Origin of the sequence: Bacteroides oleiciplenus YIT 12058 (genome assembly GCF_000315485.1) — a bacterium.
In the GTDB taxonomy this organism is placed as follows: Bacteria; Bacteroidota; Bacteroidia; order Bacteroidales; family Bacteroidaceae; genus Bacteroides; species Bacteroides oleiciplenus.
The window spans coordinates 56,737-82,242 of record NZ_JH992942.1 but is presented as its reverse complement, the minus strand read 5'-3'; the positions used below and the strand labels follow the sequence as shown (position 1 = coordinate 82,242).

Below are 25,506 nucleotides of genomic sequence, written 5' to 3'. Positions count from 1 at the left end.
CTGTTTTATCATGAATTAAAAATTAAGATTTACTCCCAGCATGAACATACGCGGACGCTGATAGATGTTCTTATCGATGCCACTGTAGATTTCCGGATCGAGACCACTGTAACCCGTCAGTGTACATACGTTCTGTACTGTGAAAGAGAGGCGAAGGGAAGTCTTGTCATTCCACAATCTGTCGAAGGTGTGTCCCAGCGTGATATTGTCGATACGGAAGAAGTCACCTTTTTCCAGGAAGTGGTCGGTATAGATGCGTTCCTGCGTGAATCCTGTTTCGAGTGTAGAACGCAGAATATTGCTGGAAACGCCTGTTCCACCATAAAGACCGTCCAGGGCATCGGAGGCTTTCACATAGTTGTAAACATAAGCACCGAAGCTTCCGTGACCGTTGATACCCAAATCCCAATTTTTATAAGTCAGGCGAGTAGAAAGACCGCAATAGTAAGGAGCTTTGGAACTCTTGCCTGTCACATACTTGTTGGCATCTTCTTCGCTGCTGGTGATAGAACCGTCTTTGGCAACATATTTTCCGTCCAGCGGTTTGCCGTTGTCGTCGTAAGCCTGTTGCAACAGGTAGAAAGTATTCGGAGTTTCACCTACCATGTGGACTTGCAAATATTTACCCGTACCGCCGGCATTACCTGTCTTCACGTAGTTGTCCTCACGGTCGATGGTATTCAGCTTCGTTATTTCAGAAGTATTCCAGGTGAAGTTACCGCTAATAGACCACTCCCAATCCTTATTCTTTACAGGAATTACATTGATGCCTATTTCCAGACCTTTACTTTTCATATTACCGATATTGGTTTCAATCATGTTGGTAAAGTTGCTTCCGGCAGGAACAAAAATCTTATTCAGCAAATCTTTGGTAGTACGCCAGTAATAATCGACCGTACCGGAGATGCGGTTATTCAGGAAACCGTAGTCGATACCGATGTTATAAGTTTCCGTGGTTTCCCACTTGATGTTGGCATCGTAGCCGTTAGGGCGGTAAGTAGTATACCATTGATTCCCGAAGTAATAGCGTGATTCGTCATAAGATGCCGTATAAGTCGGCAAATGCTGGTAGTAAGAACCGATGGATTGCTGACCGGTCTGGCCATAGCTTAAACGGAGTTTCAGGTCGGACAGAGCTTTGAAGTTCGAGAGGAAAGCCTCTTCATTCACACGCCACGCAGCAGCAACTGAGGGGAAATATCCCCAACGGTTATCGGGAGAAAAGCGTGAAGAAGCATCGGCACGCAGGGTAGCAGTCAACATATAACGTTGTTTCCAAGAGTAATTTACACGGCCATAGAAAGAGAGCAGGTAAAGTTCCGCCTCAGCATGTTGGGGAGTAGCTAGTTCTTTACCTTCGGTGTCAGTGGTTACACTGTTGTTCTTATACCAGAAACGTTGCCAACCGTAACCTGCCATAGCATTGATGTGATGGTCTTTCAGTTCCTTGTCATAGTTGGCATAGAAATCGAGCAAGGTGTTCCGCTTATCCTGATGATAGGTATAACGCTTACCCGTACCATCATTCTGATTACCCGTATACATAGAGGGTGCAAGGTCGGGAACATTGTCATGATTGTCATTCGTCTGAATATCGTACCCCATATTGAGGTTAAAACGCAAGTCTTCGAAACCATGTACCTTATAATCCAGGGCGATGTTACCGATAGAACGTTTCGTCTTGTTCAGTTTATCGGCCAGTTCAAGGTCGGCTACAGGATTTGAAGAAGCCAGTGTGATAGGTTTGCCGTCATTCATCCACGTATAATATCCCAAACCTACATTTCCTTCATAATCCTCATAAACAGGGCGGGTAGGATCAAAAGAGATAGCACTGCCGATGACACCTGTTGAAACCGGTTTATCGTTCTCTATACTCCCCTTTACGTTGATATCTACAGAAAGATGCTTGTTGAAGAACTTCGGAGACAAACCTACGCTGGCATTGATACGCTCGTAGTTATTATTCTTCAACGTACCGTTCTGGTTAGTATAGCCTACGGATACACGGTATGGCATGCCTTTCAAAGCCCCGGTCATGGAGAGGTTATGGTCCGTGCCGAGTGCCACGCGATAGATTTCTTTCTGCCAGTCTACATTGGCATTGCCTAACCGGAAAGTTTCGGGCGCATTGCCATGTTCTGCAAAAGCCTTGCGGAATTCTTCGGTGGAAAGTACATCCATATACTGATATACATTGCTCACCGTCATATTCCCGTTATAGTTGAAAGACGGACGTGTAGTGCCGTCACCTGTACCTTTCTTAGTGGTGATGATGATGACACCATTGGAGGCACGCGAACCGTAGATAGCTGTAGCCGAAGCATCTTTCAGCACCGTAAACGAGGCGATGTCATTCGGATTGATGGCACTGATAGAGGTATTGCTCACAGGCACACCGTCAATAACAATCAACGGGTCGTTATCTGCCGACAAAGAGGCACCCATACGTATGCGGATGGTACCTCCGCTACCCGGAGCACCGTTACCCGGAACAATGTTCACACCGGCAACTTTACCTACCAGGGCATCTTCGGCAGTCAGTTGTTTACCCTTGTTCAGTTCGTCCGGCTTCACAGTCAGCAAAGAGCCGGTCACGTCGCCTTTCTTCACCTGACCATAACCGATGACTATGACTTCGTCCAGCATTTCGCTGTCTTCGAGCAAAGTAACCACAATGAGAGGTTTATTTGTTACGGCAATTTCCTGCCCTTTATAACCGATACTTGTGATGGAGAGTATATTTCCGGTAGCTGCCTTTAGCGTGAAGTTACCGTCTACATCAGAGATAGTACCTACGGATGTGCCTTTAATCAGAATGTTAGCCCCGATAACCGCTTCACCGGTAGCGTCTTTTACATGTCCTTTCACCACAATGTCTTGTGCTGAAAGCGACAGGGATAGTAGTAATCCCAACAAAGGGAGAAGTCCCTTGACAAGTCTAAAAATGTTTTTCATAAGGTTATTATTATAATTAATAAAAAAGATAATTCAGTCTACATTTTACCCAATAAAAACTAATACCCAAAGAAGACTTATTGTTAACTTTATTTTCTACGGCAAAGTTAGAGCATTACTTTCAGGGTAAGCGACCTGAGTAGATGGGCAGAGTAGACGGAAGTAGAAATAGAAAAGAGATAAGTATCTGATATACAGAAAACATCCACCTATCCTCATGAACTAGGAAAGTAGATTAAAGTAGACGTTTGAGGAAAACAAAAGGAGGCTATTTTCATCCTATTTGCTGCACCGCCTCCATAAATTCCTCTTTAGAAAGCTGAGATTTATTCCGCACTTTCAAGCGATAGTTATATACTGTTTGGGCAGAATAATGAAGGAAATTAGCAATCTTGCCGCTATCGGTGATTCCCAACCGGATGAGAGCAAAGACACGCAACTCCGGCGTCAGCAACTCACCTTCCTTCGGATAAATGCGCTCATCTTCCTGAAGCAAAGTGTTGAATTGCTCAATGAACCTGGGGTAGAGTTTAAGGAACACACTATCGAACGTATAGAAGAACTCCTTCAGTTCATTAGCTACGAAAGAAGAAGAATTAACAGTCTTGTAAAGGTCATCCAACTGTCCGGTTTTAATTTTCCGGGCAAGCATTTTCCGTTGTTCCTCCTGCTTGTTGATGTAGAGCGAACACATATTGAAGACGTAACCGATGTATTCTTCCTTCACCTGGTTGGACTCCTGCAATTTATCATTCAATGTATGCAAGTCCGCATTGATATGCTTGAGTTCCTCATTCATATCATTCACTGCTTTCCGGGCAACGTTCAGCCGCTTCATCTGGTAGAAAATGAATATCAGGGCAATCAGCAAGATTATCAGTAGAGCAGAAGTCAAGATGAACAAGGCAACCATCTGTGTCTTCTCCTGCCGCAACTTGTTCTCATAAGTCCGGCTAATAATGGGCAGCATTTCCGAAATCTCCTGTGTACGGTAGCGGGCATTACAGAATGTGGCATCCTGCATGGAACATTCGATATAGGTATAAGCACGGTTAATATCCCCTTCCTGAAACAAGAGGTTCGCCAGTTTCCAAAGAGAAATATATTCCTTCGTTGCTGCCTGGATGTCGGCGATAGCGGAAATAATCAGATATTTCTTCTGTAGTTCTGTCTTCCCCATCACACCATAAGCATTCGCCAACCCGATGGAAGGAATGGCAACGCTATATCCTTTCTGTTTATGCGTCTCGTAACAACTGTTCAGTATCTCGATGGCTTCATCGTATTTTTCCTCGTACAGAAGTTTCTCACTTTTCATCAGCAGATAGCCCTGCGAACCTGGCTTCCGGATATTGAGAATAGAATCTTTATACTGATAAGCAAGGCTCCGGTAATGATCTTTCATCTTATCGGAAAAAGCATAATCCGCCATTAATGTGTAAACCTGGTGATACTGATAATAATAGTAAGAAATGCCGGAAGCATCCAAGTCACTGGATTTAATGCCGTCCAGTATCTCCAACCCTTCCTTATACATGGCCACTCCTATCATGACCTCAGCCACATTCAGTTCTGCGGAATAAATATGAAGGGGATTCTTCATGCGCTTGGCAAGCTCCACACGCTGGTTGGCAACCCACAGGGCAGAGTCCATGCGGTAAGAACGGTATTTGCCGAACAATTCGCGATAGACATCAAAGCGTTCCTGGTCCGAATGAGGCAAACGGAGTTTCCGTTGCAAAGCATCTATCTGTTCCTGGCGTTCTAATGTATATTGGGGGCGGTTCCTGATAGACATATCAAGTACCCGAAGCAAAGAGTCTGTTTCATTGGCATAAGAATACAGGGACAGGGATACAAAAAAGACTGCCAAAATTACTTTCAGTTGCCTCATATGGATTTCTTTCACGGTTTAACAATAAATCTTCACGGACAAAAGTACGGAATAAATATTTGAAAAAGGAAAGTTTTCCTGTTCTTTCAGCGGAATTTTACCGGTAACGTTTGACTTGCTTCATTCACAATACAAATCCTATGCCCCCGTCACCTATCACCCATTCCACAAGCACACACTGTTTGCCGTCATTTTTCCATCCGCGCTACTGAATCCCAAATAGACAGCCAACGACTCCGCTTTCCAGCCATCGGGCAGAACCAATGTAGCTTTGCCATCCTGCCTATGGGCAGCGTTCACGTCATATACCGGCTGTCCCAGCTCCTTGTTGTAAACCAGCAACAGGACTACATCTGTCCCGGCAGCATTCCCCTTATCGCTATTATCAGTCCAGAAAAAGGATACTTTATCATCAGCCACCTCAGCCGTAGCACCCTCTGCCGACGTCAGTCCGCCATGCGACACCAACACTCTGTCAAAGTCGATAACGGGTCCATCCTCCCCCGCCACCACAGCCGCACCCAGTATGCACGACACAGCCACATTGAAAGGCGAGCGGACTGCGGCAAACTCCCGATAACCTACACGCAAAAAGGGCGTCAACATCTTCGCAAGCCTAATGGCCACACCAAATTTAGAACGGGCCGAACGCTGCTCATCCGAACGCGACGGATTGCCTCCTGTGGGTAACGAACGCACGTAATACCCATTCTTGCCTTTGCACCCCACTACCGGTCCCACCTTACCGGAAAAACCGCCGATAACCCCATCTTTTACTTTTCCCATAATCTTATATGTCTTAATTATTTTTCTATCTATACGCACAAAAGTAAGGAAAAGAAATCGCTTCACACTATAAATCTCCAGTAAAAGGATGAGCTATCAGATTCTTTTTTCTATGCTGCTCATACACTACTGATACACTGCTGATACACTACTCATACACTACAAATGAGTGTATCAGTTCTGTTTTGACTTATTCTCTATACCTGATAAAATTATATCCAGTATAAGTCAAAACAGCAGATACACTCATTTTTACTCCAATTCAAGAATTCTTTTAAAGCTCCTGAATATCCTGATTTCTATCCTGTCATTCCGCCCAGTCAGGTTTGGGGAATTCCCTCACCGGACTATATCGGATGTAGGAGTCGAATATCTCTTTATCAGGCCCCACAGTGCGGGGATCTTCCGAGCGCTTCAGTTCATTTACTAAAGCCTGTCTCAGTTCTTTTTCAATCGCAGCATAATCCTTTTTCCCTATCAGATTATAAAGACAGAACGGGTCATTTCCAATATGGTACAATTCAAATTCAGGACGTTTACCGAATGCCAGTTCAAAGTAAGGCTGGATGGCAGGATCTTTATAATGCTCTATCAAAAAAGTTTTTGAAGGCGCATCATCCACATCGGTAAAAGCCCGGTCGGAATGAAAAGTCCCATCTTCACCTATCCCGTACATGGGATATAATTCGCCTGTATCCTTATTCATCATCTGAGGAGCTCCGGCAGGCCAACGTTCCGGTCTGACATTCCAGATTAACAGATAATCCTGATTGCGGACAGCACGTTGCGGATATCCCAGATTTCTCCAACGGGAAGAGGAATGTCTTTCGCGCCCCATGTACACATACTTTTTCGTTTTATCTACTATTCCTTCTTTTTCCGATCGGAGTATATTCATGAAACTGCGCCCCGAAATAGGAAGCATTCCATCCGATTTCACTCCCGCCATCTCCAGGATAGTAGGAGCAATATCGACAAAGCCTATCGGATCATCTACCCGGCGTTTACCCGGAAAGCCTTTCGGATAACTGACCGCCAAAGGGACATGTGCACCATATTCAAAGCAGTTGGCTTTTGCCCGAGGGAAAGGCATACCATTATCTGCCGTTACTATAACAATTGTATTATTGAGTTCACCTATTGAATCCAGATATTCCAGCATTTTAGCCAAATGCGAATCAGCCCATTCTATTTCTACCGCATAGTCCAACATATCCCCTCTAACCTCTTCCGTATCAGGAAGGAAACCGGGAACATCCACTTGTTCCAGTTTTTTTCCATTACGTTTCCACGAGCCTTTTTCATAAACACGATGAGGTTCGGTAGCTCCATACCAGAAATAGAAAGGCTGTCCCTCTTTACGTTGCTGCAAGAATGAACGAAAGTTTTCATAATAATTAATCAATCCAATCCCTTTAGCCGTACGTGGATCTGATGGGCTATTTTTTTGATACCTATGCTTATTGAAGGGATGCCCGGCAGCATTTCCCTTTCTCCATAAGGAGTCCTCATCACTGCGTGCGTATTGAAAAGGATCGACTCCTTTGCCGGTAAACCCGGTGTAATATCCACTTGCCTCCAGAAGGTCGACAAACGGAACATGCTCTTTCATCCAGGAAGAGGCGTGCTGCCCGGACTGCTTGTTTTGCCAGTGGTGGCGTCCCGTCACCAGACTACTTCTGGAAGGGGCGCTTCCCGGAGAACCACCATAACAGTTGGTAAAGTAGATTCCGTCAGAAGCTACTCTGTCGAACCCGGGTGTGCTTACAAATCGGCTGCCGGCAAAACTTGTATGTGCATAGCTTTGGTCATCGTTTATCACAAACAAGATGTTCGGCCGTTTATCCGGTTCTTTCTTTTCTTTGGTTCCGGCAAGTACTCCCGAACTTAGTGAAATCAACACTGCTCCAGTGACAGATCTCATAGTGTTATCAGTTAAAAACATATTTTTTTGATTTGATTCTTCCACTAAATTACTTAATCACCCTCGTATACCAAAGGAGGAACATTCTTTTCCGTACCGGGATACCCCTTATTCTGATTGATTATTCCTCCGGAGTTCGTATTGATTGCATACGAAGGAATAGGCCAGAATATATGGAAAGGTGAGCAGGTGAAATAGTTTCCGTAGGGAGTCCGGACACCTTTATTATAGAAGTCACTGACTTCCACCACTCTGTCATACCAGAAGTTATCTTCTGTCAGCCTGTCCATAGTGTACGTCTTTCCATTATAGCAGGAGATTCCTGTCCGGGCATAAATAATAGCCATTCGGGTTAGTTCCACTTTACGTGGTTCTTCATAATACAATTCCCTTGCCCTTTCATCTAATACGGCACCTGTCTTTTGCTTTTCAATATCTGCAGCCGAATACATGTATTGTGCATTGGCCCTTTTCCTTATGGTATTTATATCGTCGGCTGCTTTCTGCCATTCACCCTTCCATACATATGCCTCGGCCCTGAGCAAATAAGTTTCGGCTAAACGGAAAATATAGAAATCACCAGGTCCTCCTTGCGGTTGCACACGGTCAGGATCAGGATACCAAGTTTTATAGTGTGGCCAGCTAAACCAGCATCTGATAGTGTCATTACATAAAATGTTCCCCTGCTCATTATATAATTGAAGATTTTTCCCATACCACTCATTTCCGTTTTTCTTCAGTGCGGGGCTGTTATAGACCAGCATTTCCATTGTCATCCAGTTTTCGTTATCCGTCCGGTGCCTGTAATCAGAAAAGTCTTCTACCTTGTTGATGGTCCATACACCTTTTTGTGCATACCAGGTAGGGCGGATACGGCTGATTCCTCTGCCGTATTTTTCAACAAGGCCAATTTCATTTTTAGCTGCATCCGACAAACCGTTTGCTCCGTTAGGGGTTTTAATAACTCCCGTCAACCCATAGTAAGGAAGTGCATTACGCATCACATAGGTGCCATTCGTATTTCCTTCCATGCCATATCTATTGATGGCTAATAATAATCCTTCCGTGTTTTCCGGCAAGCTCTTATTTTCAATACGGAACATGTCCCATACCACATCTTTATTGGCAACACCCTTGTCTGCTCCAAACCGCTCAGTGCACAGTTTATGAACTCCTCCGCTGATAACTTCGGTCGTAATACGGATCGCATCATCAAATCTTCCTTCAAGCAAATAGTACTTGGCCAATAGATGCTTGCAGGCAGCTTTGGTCACCTGTCCGCCATTTACTTTATTAGCTTCGGGAACATGCTTTGCTGCAAACTCCAGATCTTTTATCATTTTCAGCCAGATAGATTCTTTGGTGGTGGTATAATAGTCCACTTTGGGCTCGGTAAGTTCTTCCAAAACCAAAGGTACATCTCCATACTGCAAGGTTTTCATGTAGTAGCGATAGGCTCTTACAAAATAGGCACTGCCCAACAATGCATTCTTTGACTCTTCCGATTTGAATGTAGCCTGATCGATTCTGTTTATAATCGTATTGCAGTTTTTAATGTTGATAAAAGAATTATCCCAATACCACCCGATTCTGGTGTATGCCAGGTCATCATTTTTTCCATCGGGCAGCATCTGATTATTCAAATCCTGCCACGGGGTTGCCTTATCGGTTGTACCGTCTACGGCTATATCCGAATATTTCATATTGGTGCAGAATGGTGCCTGGTCAGTGCAGAATTCTCCCCGGAAAGTGGTCATTGCTTTGTCCAATACCGCTTGCAACCCCGCCTCATCGGTCAATGCATTTTCGGGAGCATAAAAAGACAAAGGGTCAGGGTTGAGGAAATCTGATCCGCAGGAACAGAAAAAACAAATGGTAAAAGACAGGATTGCTGCTTTATATTTCATAATGGTTTTCATATCTATATAATTTAGTTTAGAATTAAAGTGTCATATTCAATCCAAAAGTGAAGATTCTTTGTGAACGCATTCCGTCTTCGGGGTCACCGAACTTCCAGTCTTTAGCCCATATCCCCGCATTCTTCACATTCAATGAAAATTTAAGGTTGGATATAGGAGTCTTCTTCAAAAATTTGGAAGGCACCTTATAAGCCAAAGCTACATTTTCCAAGCGTATATAAGACTTGTCAAACCATACTGAATAGCTCACCCCTTTAGCGGGAGCAGACCTCAACCGGGCATAATCATCCAATTGATTTTCAGGAGTCCAATAAGGAATATCTCTGGAGTTACAGCGATCTTCTATATGGTCGTCATGTTTTGCCAGATTATAACTTCCCTTATGTCCCCAAAGAGAATAGAGGACGAAGGAGAATTCAAAGTCATTGAACAGTCTGAAAGTGTTGCTCAATGTCCACGAGAATCGTGGGGTCTTATATCCCAAGAACTGTTTGTCTTCATCTGTCAGCAGTCCATCATTATTTACATCTTCCAACCTGAAGTCACCGGGTGCCTGGTTCCATTTGGCAGCCTCTTCTTCTTGTCCGGTCTTCCAGGTTCCCAGAATTTTATAATCCCATATCACATCTTTTGCCTGACCTATAAACCAGTTATTGGTTTTGTCATCCGGCTCTTTCCGTCCTACAAAGTTACCATCTTTATCAAACACGTCATACTTTTCACCGGTTATCGAAATGATTTTATTCCTGTTCAGGGCAAAGAGCAGATTGGAGGTCCATTCAAAATTATGCTGTTTCATATTGGTGCTGCTCAGAGAAAGTTCAAGTCCTTTATTCCTTATCTCTCCCAAATTGGCGTACACTCTTTTGTATCCGGTGATGGTGGGAAGTTCTCTGTTGACCAGTACATCTGTGGTCGACATATAATAGGTTTCTATTGTTCCGTTTAAAATGCCATTGAACAGCCTGAAATCTAAAGCAAGGTTATACGCTTCGGTCTTTTCCCATTTAAGCTTTTTATTTCCCATCGTATTTATTTCCAGAGTAGGAATGATAATCGGAGTTCCACTTACATCAGTATTCAGTGATTTCTCAGCAAGCATCTTGGACAAGGCAGCATAGTTATCAATGTCTCTGTTACCGTTTATACCCCAGGATGCTCTTAATTTAAGATAATCAACAAACTTCACTTTAAAAAACTTTTCTTCTGAGAGTACCCATCCCAGAGCTGCGGCAGGGAAGGTGGCACGCGGATTGGAGTAGCCAAACAGGGATGATCCATCTCTTCGCACCGACAAAGTCAGCAAATATTTATTCATGAAGCCATAGTTAAGCCTTGCCATCAAGGCATCCGATGTCCGGATCTCATCATTACTCGAAATTTCCGGTAAGTTTCCTATAGACATATCATGATACCCAAGTATATCGTTTGGACTGAAATTCTGGTTATTCATTTTCTCCGTATCATTACGGAACTGCTCGGCGTTTACCAAAAATGTAACATCCACCTTGTGTTTCTGTGCAAAGGTTTTGTTCCAGTTTATAATATTATCAACCTGCCATTCCCTCCTCAATGAATTTTCACGGGAAGCACTTCCTCCGAATAACTTCCACTGTGGATGTGCAGAGGAGTCGTGTGTATGGTTGTGGTAAAAAACGAACCGGGTTGTATAGTTTACAGTATAAGTGATGCCAAATGGTAAATCCAGAGTTGCATAGATCTTAGGGAAGAGCGTAAAGTATTCCTGTTCCCGCGACCTGTATGTGGGATTCAACAACGGGTGAAGTGCCTGATTGTCATCATTCGGATATAATCTTAATGTTTCCTCATCATCCTCATAAAATGAGCTGTAAGGGGTCAGTTTGGTGTATTGGTTCACATCCGCAGGTACAGAACTTTCGTCACGGTAGGAGAACTGTGCATTCAGCCCCACTTTTAAAAAGCGGGCAGGTTTTCCCTCTATATTCACCCGCGAACGTATGGTAGAAAATTCATCCCCTTTTACCAATGACTCATTTGTCATATATCCCAGCGACCAATAATAAGAGAAATCTTCTTTTTTTCCGGAAAGGCTCAGGTTGTAATCTTGTCTGGGACCATTATGAAAAATATAGTCCTCCCAGTCAATGCTTCTTCCTGATTTGTAATTCTCAATTTCCAACCCGGTCAATCGTAAACCGGATAACCAGGCATCTACAAGATTGTCCTGTGTAGTACTATGGTAAGCCATCCATTGATCCAGATATTGAGGATCTATCGTACGCGGATCATCAAAAGGACTCCAAGGAGTCTGTGGCACAGTTGCACTATAGACTGATTTAAACATATCGGAACGCCATTTGATGAAACCTTCTTTGTCATAAGGTTTCACCCTGTTCGCAGCAGTAGATATCCCTACACTTCCGCTAAAGTTGATAACAGGCTTCTGGGAATTTCCTTTCTTGGTCGTAATAGCAACCACTCCGTTTGTAGCCCTTGAACCATAGACGGCAGCCGAACTTGCATCTTTCATTATATCCAGCTTCTCAATATCATTCGGGTTGATATCCGAAATGTCACCATTATAGATAACTCCATCGACAATAATCAGCGGGCTCGAGCCGGCAGTCAGCGTATTATCGCCACGAATCATCATATCACTACTTCCTTTCGCGGATACGGAATATCCTACACTCATACCCGGAATACTGTTGCGTAGTAAGTCGCTAACACTTGACGGAGTATAGTTTTGCATACTCTCCGCTTTAACCTGGGAAATAGATCCGGTCAGGTCACTTTTCTTCGCAAGACCATAACCAACTACAACTACTTCATCCAGTATTTGTGCATCTTCCTGTAAAATGACTGTTATATTTTGTTTGTCCTGCACAGGGATTTCCTGTGTAAGGTATCCGATATAAGAGACCTGCAAAACCGCTTTTTCTGCAACATTCAGGGAGAAATCTCCATCCACGCTGGTAATTGTACCGTTCGATGTTCCTTTTTCCATAATATTACATCCAATGATGGGTTCTCCATGATTATCTTTAATTACACCAGTGATTCGTTTGGTTGTTTGTTGAGCAGATTTACTCGTTCCATCTGCCTTGAAGATAACAATGTGATTATCTTCTATTATATATCTCAGATTTTCTCCTTCAAAAAGGCAGTCTAAAATTTGGGTAATATTGCCATTCTGAATATCAAGGGAGACTTTTTTCTTCAGATTAACTTCTTCATTGCGATACCATAAAGAATATTCTCCTTTCTGTCTGATCTGCCCCAAGGCTTCTTCTAATGTCACATTCTTTAAATGAAGAGACAGATTTTTTACTTGTGAATGGGCTACTTCCGTGGATGCAAAAAAGAAAGCAATCACAAGAAATAAATAATAAATGTAGTGAGGTTGTTTATTTTTTAATTTTAAATCCATATTTTTGTATTGATTTTAGGTTTGTAAATCCATGAATTATTACAGACTCAAGTCTTATCCAAGCGAAAAATGTTAGCGCATTTTTCGCTTTTCTATGTACGATACTATTTTATCATAGGCACTTCTTTTTTAGGGTTAATAATTTACTTCTTAGCACTTTTATTTTCATCTATATAGATTATATATTCTTCTATTCTGTATTTTAAGCGGTTATCTGCAGTTATCATTCGCAATATTTGTTCCAGATTCTCACCCCGTAGGAAGTCTCCGGTTAAAACTATATTCTCAATATTAGGAGACGTTATATGGATATGGACATTGAAAATACGTTCAAGCTGTTTGGTGATTTCTTTCAGAGGAAGTGCCCTGAAATAATATGCCCCGTTCCTCCACGATGTATAATGAGTAATATCTACGTTACGCGTGGTCAGGGAATGATTGTGTTTATCATAATATGCCTGTTCTCCGGGGGTGAGGAAAATCCTGTTCTTTTTGTCTTCGCTCTGCACCTCCACCTTTCCTTCTGATAAAGAAACTTCAATCCAATCATCTTCTTCATAGGCTTTTACATTGAATTGAGTGCCCAATACTTCGATGCTGATCCGGTCAGCTTTCACAATAAAAGGATGTCCCGCATCATGGGTGACCTCAAAAAAGGCTTCTCCTTTTATTTCAACTTCCCTGTTCTTCGCAACAAAAGCACTGGGATAAGTGATGGTGGTTCCTGCATTCAGAACAACCTTACTCCCATCAGGTAAAGTAATCGTCGACAGCATACCGAATGGGTTGGACATTTCTATCTGCTGACTATTTATCTGATTAAACCCTTCTCTATAGGAGAAGTAACCGGTTATTCCCAATAAAATGGCAATAGAAGCAGCTACCGTGCTGATTTTTAGAATACGACGAATGTATCGGCTCCTGTTTATCCGTTTATTAACTTCTTGCAGGATGCCGGACTTCATTTCTTCCTTCTTTTTTTCAATGTCAGAAGAAAGTCTCATTTCACTAATCAGTTGACGAAAACTACGATTGTCATGAGTCAAACGGCTCCATTCTTCTAACGTCGCTTTCTCATGGTCACTGATATCATGAATCAATTCATTCCGTAGAATGTCAATAGGGTTATTTTCCTCACTCATAATTATTGTTTCTAAACAGAGGAGTACACTCGATCAGATTTCATTTAAAAGAAACCTCACGTTTTTTATTTCTTTAACTAATGACAGGAAAGAAGAGGGACCATAATAGTGAGAGAGTAAGGTCGGGATAATAGGGTTTGATTTGTTTGATGATCTTTTCTATAGCAATTTTCATTTGTACGCGTACCGTGTTTTCCGATATACAGAGTTTCTCTGCAATTTCTTTGGGCTTCAACCGTTCCTGGCGGGCCATCAGGAAGATTAGACGGCATTTTTCCGGCAGTTTACCCACAATTTCTCCCAACAGTTGTTCCATTTCCTTATAAGAGATTTTATCATGGGGGGATTCTTCTTCTGTTATTTCTAACTGAACCGATAATTCATCCAATGAAACATGGTTATGTCTACCTATTTTTTTGTGGTAGTGCGTCACTTCGTTTCTTACGGATATAAATAAATAAGTTTCCAGATTTTCTATATCCTTCAGCCGTTTGCGTGATTGCCACACAGCAAAGAACACATCTGCAACTACTTCCCGGCAAGACTCAGTGTCTTTCAGGAAATAATAAGCATAACGAAACACCTGGTCATAATACATTTCATAGAATATATTAAATGCGAGTGTGTTTTCCTCTTGAATCATTCCTAAGAGGCTATGGATATCTTTTACATCTTTCATCAATTCTATTTTTCAGAACAAACTTACATAAAAAGATGGATTCCTAAGAGTATTAGATAATTCTGAGAGACAAAGATATAAATGTTTATTTTTGCTTCCAAATTTAATTCGTGTAGATTCCTATAAAACATATCCTCATTATTACAGTAAGATCAGCTCATCAACACCCGGGTGTTAGCAAGAAGAGGTATTAATAAAAAGCAGCATTCGGTTTAAAGAAAGCAGGCGAAAGAATAGACAAAACATTTTTTTTCGTATATTTGAAAGATTATACAATCTGCTAATACCCACAGACATGAAGAAGATATTTCTCGTTGCAATTATCTGCACAAGCCTCAGTGCTTTCGGCCAAACCGCCAACGAGCGGGCAGCAAGCTACATGAATCAGGAAAACTGGTTTGAGTTGCAACGGGAATTTACTGCCTACAAAGACTCATTAGACCCTTTCCTGCAAGGCTTTGGACAAGCATTGCTATGCAACTTCTTCAACCGCCCTGAAGCCGCCTGCGAAGTTATCGGCAAATTGCTGGCCGAACAACAGGAGAATATGGGATTTGAAAATACAACTTCCATGATTTACCTTCTCACCGAAAACCTGAGCAAGCTGGGAGCAAACGATCAGGCCGCCGAAACTCTGAAAAATTTCTGCAACCAACTGGAGGGGCAGGTGGATAGTGCCTTTCTTGCCGGATATCGGATAAAAGAAAAAGAATATCGTGTTTTGTCCGGCTATGCCTTATACCAATGGGAGAAACCGGATACGGATTTAGTGCTACCTATCCGCATAGACAGTGTGGGCAAGAGCGGTTCGAGAGCTACCACCATAACTCTGGAAGGAAGTGTGAATGGAAAAGAACAGAACTTTACGCTGGATACGGGTGCAGGCGTCAATGTAGTTACCCCCGAAATAGCGAAAGCCTGCGGTATGAAAATACTGGATGTAGAAATCACGGCAAACGGAGTAGGTACGGGAAGCGGACAACTTGCCATTGCCGAAGAGATAAAACTCGGTTCCCTTGTGATGCGAAATGTCCCATTCTATGTGTTGGATATGAAAACCGGGGAAGAAAAGGCCGACCGCTACATGAAACATCTGGAAGCCATCATCGGACTGCCTATCCTCAATCAGCTCCAAGAAGTTAAACTGGATTTCCGCACCAACCGCCTGACTATTCCCAAAGACCTGACTCCTGCACCGGGTTTTGCCCCGAACATTTGCTTTACAGGAAAAAATATTCTTGACCTTGAAGTTGTATATGACCATGAATTATTGCGAATGAACTTTGATAGCGGCTCTGGCCTCAGCCAGTTGAATTACGATTACTTTGAACGGCATAAAGGCCGCATTGAACGAATAGCAGAGAGGGATTCAATGGGAGTTGGCGGTTTCGGCGGGACAGCGCGGGTATGTATCTATAATTTACCGGGTGCATGCTTCCAGATAGGCGAATATATAGGATGTACCGACAGTATCAGTGTAGTGGCAACGCCTGAACAAAGTGGACTTCACTTCGCCGGAGATGGAATTATAGGAATGGATATATTCCGGAGTTTCAGCACAGTTACGATTAATCTGAAGGATATGTTCGTGAAGACAACACCACGGACACAAGGGGTAAATGCAATGATATACGACCCTAAAAAGCTGCATCTGAATATACAGGAAAAGGACCTGAAAATAACAGATATACTATTAGGAATAGCTGGCTTGTATCTGAACATGTGGAACGACCACCGCTAAAATCATCTTCTGCGACGTCCGAACAAGTCTTTTATTCCGTCAAGATCGAAGCCTAACGTAAAGCGGAGTGTCTGGTCGAGCGGATTGCTCTGCGCCGTAGATACCAGATAAGCTGCATCCAGCGAGAATACACTCATCTTGAAGCCTGCACCGAACGAGAAGTACTTACGGTTTCCCTTATTTTCATGCTCCCAGTGGTAGCCGCCACGAACGGAGAACTGTTCGTGATAGGTATATTCCAAACCCAACGACCACTGTATCTCCTGCAATTCTTCCTTGAAACCACCGGGGGCGTCACTGAAAGATTTAAAGATACCTTTAATGGGTGAAATATCATTGTAGTCACGATCCAGACGTTCTTCATATTCTTCCTGCGACTCATCTTCTCCACGAATGGGACGGGTGGGAACCATGTATTTATTAGCATCAAAGCTGACTCCAACCGTATTGTAATCATCTATCGGAAACAGCAAAGAAGCTCCCAAGCGCAGGTTGGTAGGCAGAAACTGGCTGGTATTACCGCTATCATAAGAAATCTTCGTACCGATATTAGAGGCATTCAGTCCGAAAGAGAGCATACACTCGCGCTGTGCGAAAATAATATAATTGGTATAATAGAACGCAATGTCGGCAGCAAAGGCTGAGCCGGCAGAAACCTCTTCATCTTCCCTGTATGCCAAATCAGAATAAATATAGCGCAAAGCAACGGCCGCAGAGAAATGTTCGGAAAGCATACGGGAGTAAGCAACATCTACCGCCATTTCATAAGGTTTGATAGTATAGCCCGGGGAATTCGCATCCTGATACCCTACAGGTACCTCACCCAAAGAGAAGTAACGCAATGAACCGCTGACAGCCTGATAGTCTCCGATACGATAATAGCCCGCTACATACGCCAGGTCAATATCATTCACCAACTTCCGCAACCAGGGGGTATATGAAACTGCTACTCCAGCACGGCTGATAGTGAACGGGTACTTTGCAGGGTTCCAATATTGGGAATTTACGTCCGGGTCGGTTGCTGCACCGACGTCTCCCATACCGCCACCACGGGAATCGGGGGCAATGCCTAAAGAGTTGACGCCGGTATTGACAGGGTTAAACTGGTTCTTATCTTGTGCAAAAAGACTTACGGACAAGAGAGCTATGATAGATACTATGATAAATTTCTTCATACAGTGTTATTTTATGGGACTGTCTTAATAAAACTGCAAACAGCCTCATTTATTGTGACAGGATAATGATTTTCTGCGCTTTCGTACTTTCACGGCTACCATCGGAGACAATGGAAGCACGGTACAGATACACACCGGGTGCCAGGCGTTGTCCGCCATTACTGCATAAATCCCATTCTACATAATAGGTTTGTCCTTCGGATATGCCCTGTTCAAGGTGTGTCCACAACTCCCGCCCGGAAAAATCATATACCGACATACGCACAGCAAGCGTAGAGCCGGGACGATTATGCGATAGAACAAATGTTGTGCTCTCCCTTGCAGGGCTCTGCGTACAAATCACAGAGAAAAGGTTGGGACGCAATCCACGAACGACTTCAAAATCCAACGTCTTTGTAGAAGAGTTATTCAGCAAATCCCAGGCACGGAACGAAAGAGTATGCTTTCCTTCGGCAAGGTCGGGCACAGAGAAGTGCACCATCCCCTGGGTATAATCTCCGGCTGTGGGAGTATAATAATCATTCAGATTATAAGTCAGCACCGCACTACCGTCAATGCAAAGCGAAAGGTCATGCCCAATACCGTTGCCCACCGTATTGATACCGTCAGCATCTTCCAACTCTGCCACAAACAGAGGTGTATTATTGGTTTGTCCGCCGGAGTGGAAATCCGGAGTATTCAAATAAATCGTCATCTTAGGACCTAAAGTATCCGAAGAAATCTCATCAGCCGTGCCACCTACCAGAAAGTGATCAAAATATCCTCCCGCTTCATTAGTCCGGTCTGCACTCAGAGCATAAAGGCTCAGCAGACCTTCTTCATCCGAATAGTTGATATCCAGCGGCACGGGGAAAGTAAATTCAAAACGCCCCCAACGAACGGAATCACTGCCAGAGAAAAGTGTTTTGCTGCGCTCCGTATAAGTATAAGCTCCCTCGTCCCGATTGTCGAGCGTGGTAACCTGCTCTTTACTGTCGAGCACGGTGGGGTGCACCGTACCGGTAAAGTCCTCTGCCGGATTACCTTCAGGAGTCAGAATATGTCCTTTGACGGTAATCTTGCTGCCAGCTTTCGCTTGCGGATAGACGGCACCTTCTTCCGCCACATTCACTCCTGCAAATTCATCTATTTGTACCTGATAATCGGGATATGCTAAAGTCAGGGCAGGATCACCGATAAGGGCGAAATTCAGTTTATTCTTATCGTTCGCCAAAGACTCGTCGCATTTGGAGAGGCGCATGATGTCTCCTAAGCGGAGACGTTTGCCTTCGGGACGGGAAAAGATGTGACGAAGGAAAGCCTGGTTCAGGGCGGAGTTCTGTGAAGCATATACCACACGGGAGGTGGTGAGCAAGGCAATGGCACCACCTTTTGCATTCAGAAAGGCCTGTTCGCCTGCTGAAGTCTGTATATCGTCAAAGCGGGTGAAGTCGCAGGTAGCTGTTATCCACAAAGGAAGACGAGGAGAAGACATTTTGGTGATATCGTTGGTCGTCAACAGGTTTTCTGCTGCCCAGGCGGAAGTACTTCCATGTCCTGTGTAGTTGACTACCAACATTCCCTTGTCGAACATTTGCAGAAGACGCTTCGTTGCATCAGGATAGGTTTCTCCGGTAGCAGAAGCCTCACGGCGGAAAGCATCAGCATAAATCCGGTTGACAAGCAGGGAGGGATAATTCCGTTCAGTATAACTTGCCAGTATTTCAGATTGGGAGATGTGCAGGTTCTTATCTCCATCATCAGATACATAACAGACAGTATGTTTCCAAGGGCCTGCATGCTTGTTTTCCATATAAGCAATGGTCTTGTCTACAGCCGCTTTTGCCTCGGCAGCCGTGCGGACAGGAAAACGTCCGATGCCGATATCCAACATGGCAGCCGTCAGATTATCACTTTCTTCATCATCCAGAAAACCGAAGTAGTCATCAGTCACATAGGAGTTGGTTTCTTCGATAGAGTTCTCTGATTGATAGGAGAGCAAATAATTATCCGGTCGGTAGTTTTTCCAGGAAGAGGTCAGCATGCGGTTGTCATAGCTGCAATCTCCAAAGAACAACAAGTATTTAGGACGTTCGGCAGCTTTAGGGAAACGGTCGTAGAGCATCTTCATCAGGCGGCGGTAGGCTGTTCCGTCCGGCGTTCCGGAAGAGAATTCATTGTAAATTTGTGGAGCAGGAATGACGACAACAGACATTCCATCCTTTTCACGATGCGCCTGTGCCAATCGTTCTGCCTGTGTCATCAGGTCGGTCCGGTCGGGAGAGATGATTACCATGTCGGTTGCTTCCAGAGAGTGCAGGTTCTGGTTCGCTACGCAGCCTGCAGATTCTACTGTTTCAAAGCCTGACGCTTCGGGAGTGACAGCTACAAACTCACGCAGTTTTCCCGCAGGAATGGTGAATGTATAGGTACCATCCGCAAAACGTCCTTCTATTCTACTGATATTTGCAGGGTCAGTCACATCCCAGATTACGGTGGTGGCAGTAGCACCGGATAGCACGAATGTGGTTTCCTTATTGATAGAAGCCAGAGAACGGAAAGGAAGATAGGGAGTGTTCAGAGCAAGTTCGCGGGTGTAGTTCAAGGCAATATAATCCAGACGGCCCGATGTTCCCGACGGACGGGTATGAGTGACGGTTACTGTGGCAGTCTCCGAATTTGCTCCCTGCCAGGAGGTATTTATGGCGGCAGAAGTAGCTTTCGTATAATACTGGTTATCGGATGAAATAGATGCCAACGAAGCACTGCCTTGTGCCACGCCATCCACCGAGACAGCATAAGAAGTAGACACTCCAATGGAACGGGAGGCAAATATAGTAGTCAGATATCCGGTCCCTCCGGACACAATGCCCGGCAAATGCAAGGTATAGTTTTTCGCATTTCCTGCAACATAATCATAGTCTTCATAAAGCTCCCTGCCGGTATTGGCCCAGCTATATGCATCTTTCTCATAAAGGGCATAAGAGTTGAATGTAGTCAGTCGGTTGGCAGCAGTGCCTTGTAAAGAAGGTAGCACTTCGGTTTCCATTTCCGGAATATCATCCCGGTCGGTCAGGAAATAATATCCTTCGTCGGAGTAGAAGTTACGTTCGCGGACAAAATAAGAGTTTTTGGTATCAGGCTTCCAGGAAACAGTGCCACGTGCATAAAACAGCACACCGTCCGACAAACGCAGCAAGGGGACTTCCGGCAAATCGGCTGCCGGATGTTCACTGAAACGCTGGGACAGTAAATAGCCACCATACCCGAATACCCGCACTTTCTCCGGTCTTGAAAAGCCCATCTTCTTCAATTCGGCATTCGTAATCTTAAAAACTCCGGTGTTCCGGACACGTATCTTCGTCCAACGACCGGAGGAAAGAAGTGAATTAGTACAGTCTTTCAGAGAAGTTTTAGTTGAGGAGATTGCAGTGCTTCGGGTGGTTGTTCCCTCTCCCATTCCCTCTCTCTTCGGGAAAGATTTCACCGATAGTTTAAAGGAGTTCAGCCGCTGATAACTACCTTCCCGATAGACCACGGGAACAAAGTGTATGGAGAGAAAACCGCGATGTGCGGAGACTTTGATGAACGAAGTAATCTGCGGAGATACCGGCAAGCCTTCCCCGAAAGCTATGTCTGCATCCGAAAGCCGGCGCAAACTGTCAAGCCGCGCTTCTAAAACCGCCGCCTCACTCTTGCTTAATCTCTGATATTCCGGAAACTCTATTTCAACTTGATAAGTAAACGAACGGAAATCGTCCTTCAACGGAAGTTCTCGCGTTACTACGGGAAGCGTTTGCGCGGACGGCAACTCCTGCCAGTTCAGCGTAATGAATTCCTGCGCCGAAACCGGAAGAAAGAGAGCAATAAAGCAACAAAGCAACCAGCAACGTTTGATGAACATATATTAATAAATTGACTCAACGAATATAAAAGTCGAGCAACTTATCTTCTCCGAGGTATCCTTGTAAATGCTGTCCTATCTGTACCGGACCTACGCCTGCGGGAGTTCCCGTAAACAACAGGTCACCAATTTTCAGCGTCATGAAGCGGCTGACGTATGCTATAATTTCATCCACTTTAAAAAGCATATCCGAGGTATTTCCATGCTGCACTTCCTGTCCGTCTATTTCCATACGGAAATCGAGTTGCTGCACATCTCCTCCTGCTTGTTCCAAAGGGACAAATGTACCGATAGCCGCCGAATTGTCGAACGCTTTGCAGAGTTCCCAAGGATTGCCTACCTCGCGAAACTTGCGTTGCAAATCGCGCGCGGTAAAGTCAATACCCACCGTCACCGCGTCATAATAACGGTTTGCAAACCGCGGTGCAATATTCTTTCCCAAACGGCAAATGCGTACCACCACTTCTGTTTCATAATGAACCTCATCCGAAAAATCGGGAATAAAGAAAGGCTTTCCGTCTTTCAATATCGCCGAGTCGGGTTTCATGAAGATAACCGGCTCTTTATTTACTAACGTATGCCCCAGCTCTTTATTGTGCAGTGCATAGTTCATTCCAACAGCAATAATCTTCATTATTCGATTTCGTTAAAATTCAGACGGTTGAACATCACCGCCAAATGAGCATATAGAGAAGTATTCTGGACAACAATATTCTCCGGCACGCGGATACGGAAAGGGGTGAAATTCCACACTGCCTTAATGCCGCCGGCTATCATTGTATCCGTAATCCGTTGGGCTATCTCGATGGGTACGGTCAGTACGCCGATATTCACATCATATTCGCGCATCTTTTGTTCAAAATCGTTAGAGTGGAAAATGGGAATACCATTCAGTGTAGTGCCTACCAATTCAGGATTGACATCAAATGCCGCCACTATTTCCAATCCGAAATGCTTCAAACCGGAGTCGCGCAACAAAGCACCGCCCAAGCTACCCACTCCGAAAAGGAATGCTTTATGCATATCGGTAAATCCCAGAAAATCTTCCAGTACGGCAATCAGCGTATCAACTTCATAGCCCACACGCGTACGTCCAGAGATATTCACATAAGACAGGTCTTTAGCTATCTGGGAAGCATCTATATTGATTTCTTTGGATATTTGCGTAGAAGAGACAAACCGTTCGCCCCGTTGTTTGAGTAGCTTGACATTCGACAAGTACCACGGCAACCTGCGCAAAGTAGGCTCCGGCACTTTCATGCTATCCTTATATTGAATTGCCTGGTTCGTGGTCATTTTCTTCATTTCTTATAGGTTACGGATTGACAAAAATACGCTTTTTTCCGAAAATGAACAGTCATACAGAAGAAAGTTAACATAATTTCTACAAAAGTGTCACTCACCGACAATCAGAGATAAGGGCAAGCTAATGGAAACTCCTGCTGAATGGTACTTCAGGCAATCGAAACCGACAAACACCCCTATCCGCGCCATATCTGAAAACCCGATTGAATAGCCCAATTCCGTGTAAGGTCGTTGTCCATATATCACAATAGAACGAAGATGCAATGCTTCATCAAAAGATTTTCTTGACAGAAAAGGAAGATGTTTCAGAAGAAGATACGGGGTGTACCAGGAGACGTTTGCCTGAGCCCAGCGGGTATTGGTAGATAAAGCGTAATTATCCAACAGGCTGAATCCGGTATCGAAAAAACGTTCCGTAACCAGAATGCGAGTGGAGGCAAAATGCTTGAAGTCAGGAAATTGCAGATTCTTCACATTCCAAAATGTACCTGCACTTACCGACCAATGCAGACGGTTGAACATACCGAATTCTATATCTTGCTTAGCAGAGAATTGCATCAGATGATAGGAAGTTATATAGCGACTTCCATCCATCGGAAAGGCTCTGTCATATTTCAGGGCAAAAGTCGGATAAGGGGAATCTTCATACACTTTCTTACCTTTCGACATGTGATAGTAATGTGCCGGGGTATATTCCAGTTCGAAAGAAGCTTTCAGAATATCATTGTCGGGCATCGACCGGAAAGCATCGTTCTCCGGCAGGTTTGGCTCAGCATCTCTCTTGAACCAGCTATGCCTGATGTGATTATCCAGCATCTTTCTGCGTTGCCAGGAAAGTGAGGATGAAAAAAGTAATCCGTTGAATGGTTCTATAGCGTGGTTCACAGTAAAGAAAGTATTCTCATAGAGTTTCAGATGATTATGTCCAAACAACGAACTGGACATCGCATTTATGAAACGGGATTCTCCGCTTTCCGAATTATAGTCGGCAGAGACCACCCCACCGGAAAGGGATAAACGACCACGATTCCGTGGAGCATAATCTAATGTAAGTTCTCCTTGTCCTACCCAATTCTTCCGGGCTGTAGTATAGTAAAACGAAGGAACAAAGCGAAGGGTGGAAGCCTGGGACAACTTCACTCCCGTCTTTAGCTTAGCTCCTAACCAAAAACCATCGACAAAATTATATTCGGGAATATAAGAGGTAAGATTAGGTAAAGTCAGCCAGGCATTTTTATTGGAAGTACTGAACGTCTTTCCCCACATGATGGTATTCAACACCTGAGCGAGACCTTTTTTCTGATTCGCTTTATTCCCTCCGGGCAGTGAATCCTTCAGAACAATCTTTTCTTTGTATTGATAACTCTGCACTTCTTCCAATCGCAACGGCACGCTACGCACGGCAGTCCAGTAAAGGGAATCCCGCTTATCGGCAAGTGAATCAACCTGAGTATCTTTACGGCCAATGCGGGCAGGTCGTTCATATTTATGTTTTTTTGGTTGCGCTGCACTGTTCGCTGTAACCTCCGCCGTTTCTTCTTTTTTTGTTTCTTGTGGTTGGATGTCTGTCTTCACTTCCGTATAGTGCACTGCCGCCAGATAGGATGCTTCCGCCTTAAAGCCCATTATGTCAATAAAAGAAGACATCGTAGTGGATACCGGAAGGAAAACAGAAGGTTGCACTTCCTTGCAGGTAACTTTGATTTGTGCTTTCAGACCTCCGCCACGAACACTGACATCAGCAGCAGATATGCACCACAAATCTTCCACAATAAACAAATCACCTTCCAGCAAACGGTTATCCTCTTTCCGGGGAATGATACGGATTTTATTAATCATCTGTCCAGCCTCCACAAAACAACCGTCAAGTCTAAAACGATAGTATGAAAAAGCTTTTTTATTTAAAGGCGATATTTTGCCGAAAAGTTCGGGTGTATAAAGGTTCACCATAGTTATCCCCATATCCACCTGTATCTCCTCCGGAAAAGAATTCTTATGAGCAATAACCCGGTTATTCCAGACATTGGGAGCTGTAAAGTTCACTACTTGTTGCTCTTCCAGCACAAAAAGTTTACCAAGCCACTCCTTCGCATCTTTTCTAACTTCTTTGGATAGCTTCAACACTGCCGGAATAGAAGTTCCCTTTCCTGTTCCTTTCAGATAAGTGCCTGCCCTATAACCTTTCACTTGGGTACGGTGATAAGGAGCACGGGCTATCGCTCGACGCATCACGGCATAAGCCGGATCTTCATTTCCCTTGGTTATGCTCACTTCCGGTAGCGTATAGGTGCGCTCGGCAAGGATTATGTTCTTTTCATAATCACGCTCAGGCATCTGAAAAGAAAAACTCTGGGACTTGTATCCCAAAGATGAAACTTCACAAGTATATTGTCCCATAGGCAGCTTTGTTTGAAAGTGTCCATGTTCATCAGTCGTTAAACCCGACTTCGTCTCTCTCAAATAAAGAGCGGCATAAGGAACCGGATTTCCACTATCATCCGTAACAGTACCCTTGAAATTTTGTGCAAAAGAAAGTATAGTGATAAGGCTCAATAGGAAAAAACAGATATATTTCTTCATGTTTTTGGCATTTGAAGTTAAATAGCATTTTTCTATTAGACGACAAAACTCTCAAAAGATTGCAAAGTTCCATGCAAAATATTACTTTTGACCTTACTAAACAGTACG

General features: G+C 43.9%; 14 protein-coding genes. 1 reads left to right on the top strand and 13 read right to left on the bottom strand.

Going from position 1 to position 25,506, the window contains the following annotated elements; all coding sequences use genetic code 11:
- Positions 1 to 15 precede the first annotated feature (15 nt).
- From HMPREF9447_RS13975 to HMPREF9447_RS13940, 8 genes are all read right to left on the bottom strand, one after another.
- Positions 16 to 2,958 carry a SusC/RagA family TonB-linked outer membrane protein gene (locus HMPREF9447_RS13975; protein ID WP_009130375.1) on the bottom strand — a complete coding sequence of 981 codons (2,943 nt, stop codon included), beginning with the start codon at positions 2,956 to 2,958 and terminating at the stop codon, positions 16 to 18.
- A 274-nt stretch (positions 2,959 to 3,232) separates the two neighbouring features.
- Positions 3,233 to 4,852: a DUF6377 domain-containing protein gene (locus tag HMPREF9447_RS13970; RefSeq protein ID WP_009130374.1), complete on the bottom strand. Its 1,620-nt coding sequence runs from the start codon at positions 4,850 to 4,852 to the stop codon at positions 3,233 to 3,235.
- A 156-nt stretch (positions 4,853 to 5,008) separates the two neighbouring features.
- The gene (locus HMPREF9447_RS13965) at positions 5,009 to 5,638 is read right to left on the bottom strand and encodes a DUF6266 family protein (protein WP_009130373.1); all 630 of its coding nucleotides are present in this window, start codon (positions 5,636 to 5,638) and stop codon (positions 5,009 to 5,011) included.
- Between the two features lie 307 nt (positions 5,639 to 5,945).
- Positions 5,946 to 7,562: a sulfatase family protein gene (locus tag HMPREF9447_RS13960; RefSeq protein WP_009130372.1), complete on the bottom strand. Its 1,617-nt coding sequence runs from the start codon at positions 7,560 to 7,562 to the stop codon at positions 5,946 to 5,948.
- 53 nt (positions 7,563 to 7,615) lie between these two features.
- Positions 7,616 to 9,481 (bottom strand): RagB/SusD family nutrient uptake outer membrane protein, encoded by a 1,866-nt coding sequence (locus HMPREF9447_RS13955; RefSeq protein WP_009130371.1) that lies wholly within the window; start codon positions 9,479 to 9,481, stop codon positions 7,616 to 7,618.
- Positions 9,482 to 9,503: 22 nt separating this feature from the next.
- On the bottom strand, positions 9,504 to 12,893 hold the full coding sequence (locus HMPREF9447_RS13950; RefSeq protein WP_009130370.1) for a SusC/RagA family TonB-linked outer membrane protein: 3,390 nt from the start codon (positions 12,891 to 12,893) through the stop codon (positions 9,504 to 9,506).
- Between the two features lie 143 nt (positions 12,894 to 13,036).
- Positions 13,037 to 14,035, bottom strand: a complete 999-nt coding sequence (locus tag HMPREF9447_RS13945; RefSeq protein WP_009130369.1) for a FecR family protein — start codon at positions 14,033 to 14,035, stop codon at positions 13,037 to 13,039.
- Positions 14,036 to 14,108: 73 nt separating this feature from the next.
- The gene (locus HMPREF9447_RS13940) at positions 14,109 to 14,714 is read right to left on the bottom strand and encodes an RNA polymerase sigma factor (RefSeq protein WP_009130368.1); all 606 of its coding nucleotides are present in this window, start codon (positions 14,712 to 14,714) and stop codon (positions 14,109 to 14,111) included.
- Positions 14,715 to 15,009: 295 nt separating this feature from the next.
- Here HMPREF9447_RS13940 and HMPREF9447_RS13935 point away from each other — a divergent pair, with 295 nt between their 5' ends.
- A complete protein-coding gene (locus HMPREF9447_RS13935) occupies positions 15,010 to 16,455 on the top strand; it encodes a retropepsin-like aspartic protease (RefSeq protein WP_009130367.1) in 1,446 nt (481 codons plus the stop codon).
- Between the two features lie 2 nt (positions 16,456 to 16,457).
- Here the strand turns inward: HMPREF9447_RS13935 and porV are convergent, their stop codons facing one another.
- The 5 genes from porV to HMPREF9447_RS13910 form a co-directional block, all read right to left on the bottom strand.
- On the bottom strand, positions 16,458 to 17,630 hold the full coding sequence (gene porV / locus HMPREF9447_RS13930; protein WP_009130366.1) for a type IX secretion system outer membrane channel protein PorV: 1,173 nt from the start codon (positions 17,628 to 17,630) through the stop codon (positions 16,458 to 16,460).
- A 49-nt stretch (positions 17,631 to 17,679) separates the two neighbouring features.
- Positions 17,680 to 21,513: a type IX secretion system sortase PorU gene (gene porU / locus HMPREF9447_RS13925; protein WP_009130365.1), complete on the bottom strand. Its 3,834-nt coding sequence runs from the start codon at positions 21,511 to 21,513 to the stop codon at positions 17,680 to 17,682.
- A 16-nt stretch (positions 21,514 to 21,529) separates the two neighbouring features.
- Complete coding sequence (locus tag HMPREF9447_RS13920; protein ID WP_009130364.1) at positions 21,530 to 22,147, bottom strand: fumarylacetoacetate hydrolase family protein; 618 nt, start codon at positions 22,145 to 22,147, stop codon at positions 21,530 to 21,532.
- Positions 22,147 to 22,809 carry a redox-sensing transcriptional repressor Rex gene (locus tag HMPREF9447_RS13915; protein WP_009130363.1) on the bottom strand — a complete coding sequence of 221 codons (663 nt, stop codon included), beginning with the start codon at positions 22,807 to 22,809 and terminating at the stop codon, positions 22,147 to 22,149. Before HMPREF9447_RS13915 ends, HMPREF9447_RS13920 begins: the two co-directional genes overlap by 1 nt.
- A 99-nt stretch (positions 22,810 to 22,908) precedes the next feature.
- Positions 22,909 to 25,398: a DUF5686 and carboxypeptidase regulatory-like domain-containing protein gene (locus HMPREF9447_RS13910; RefSeq protein WP_009130362.1), complete on the bottom strand. Its 2,490-nt coding sequence runs from the start codon at positions 25,396 to 25,398 to the stop codon at positions 22,909 to 22,911.
- Positions 25,399 to 25,506 lie beyond the last annotated feature (108 nt).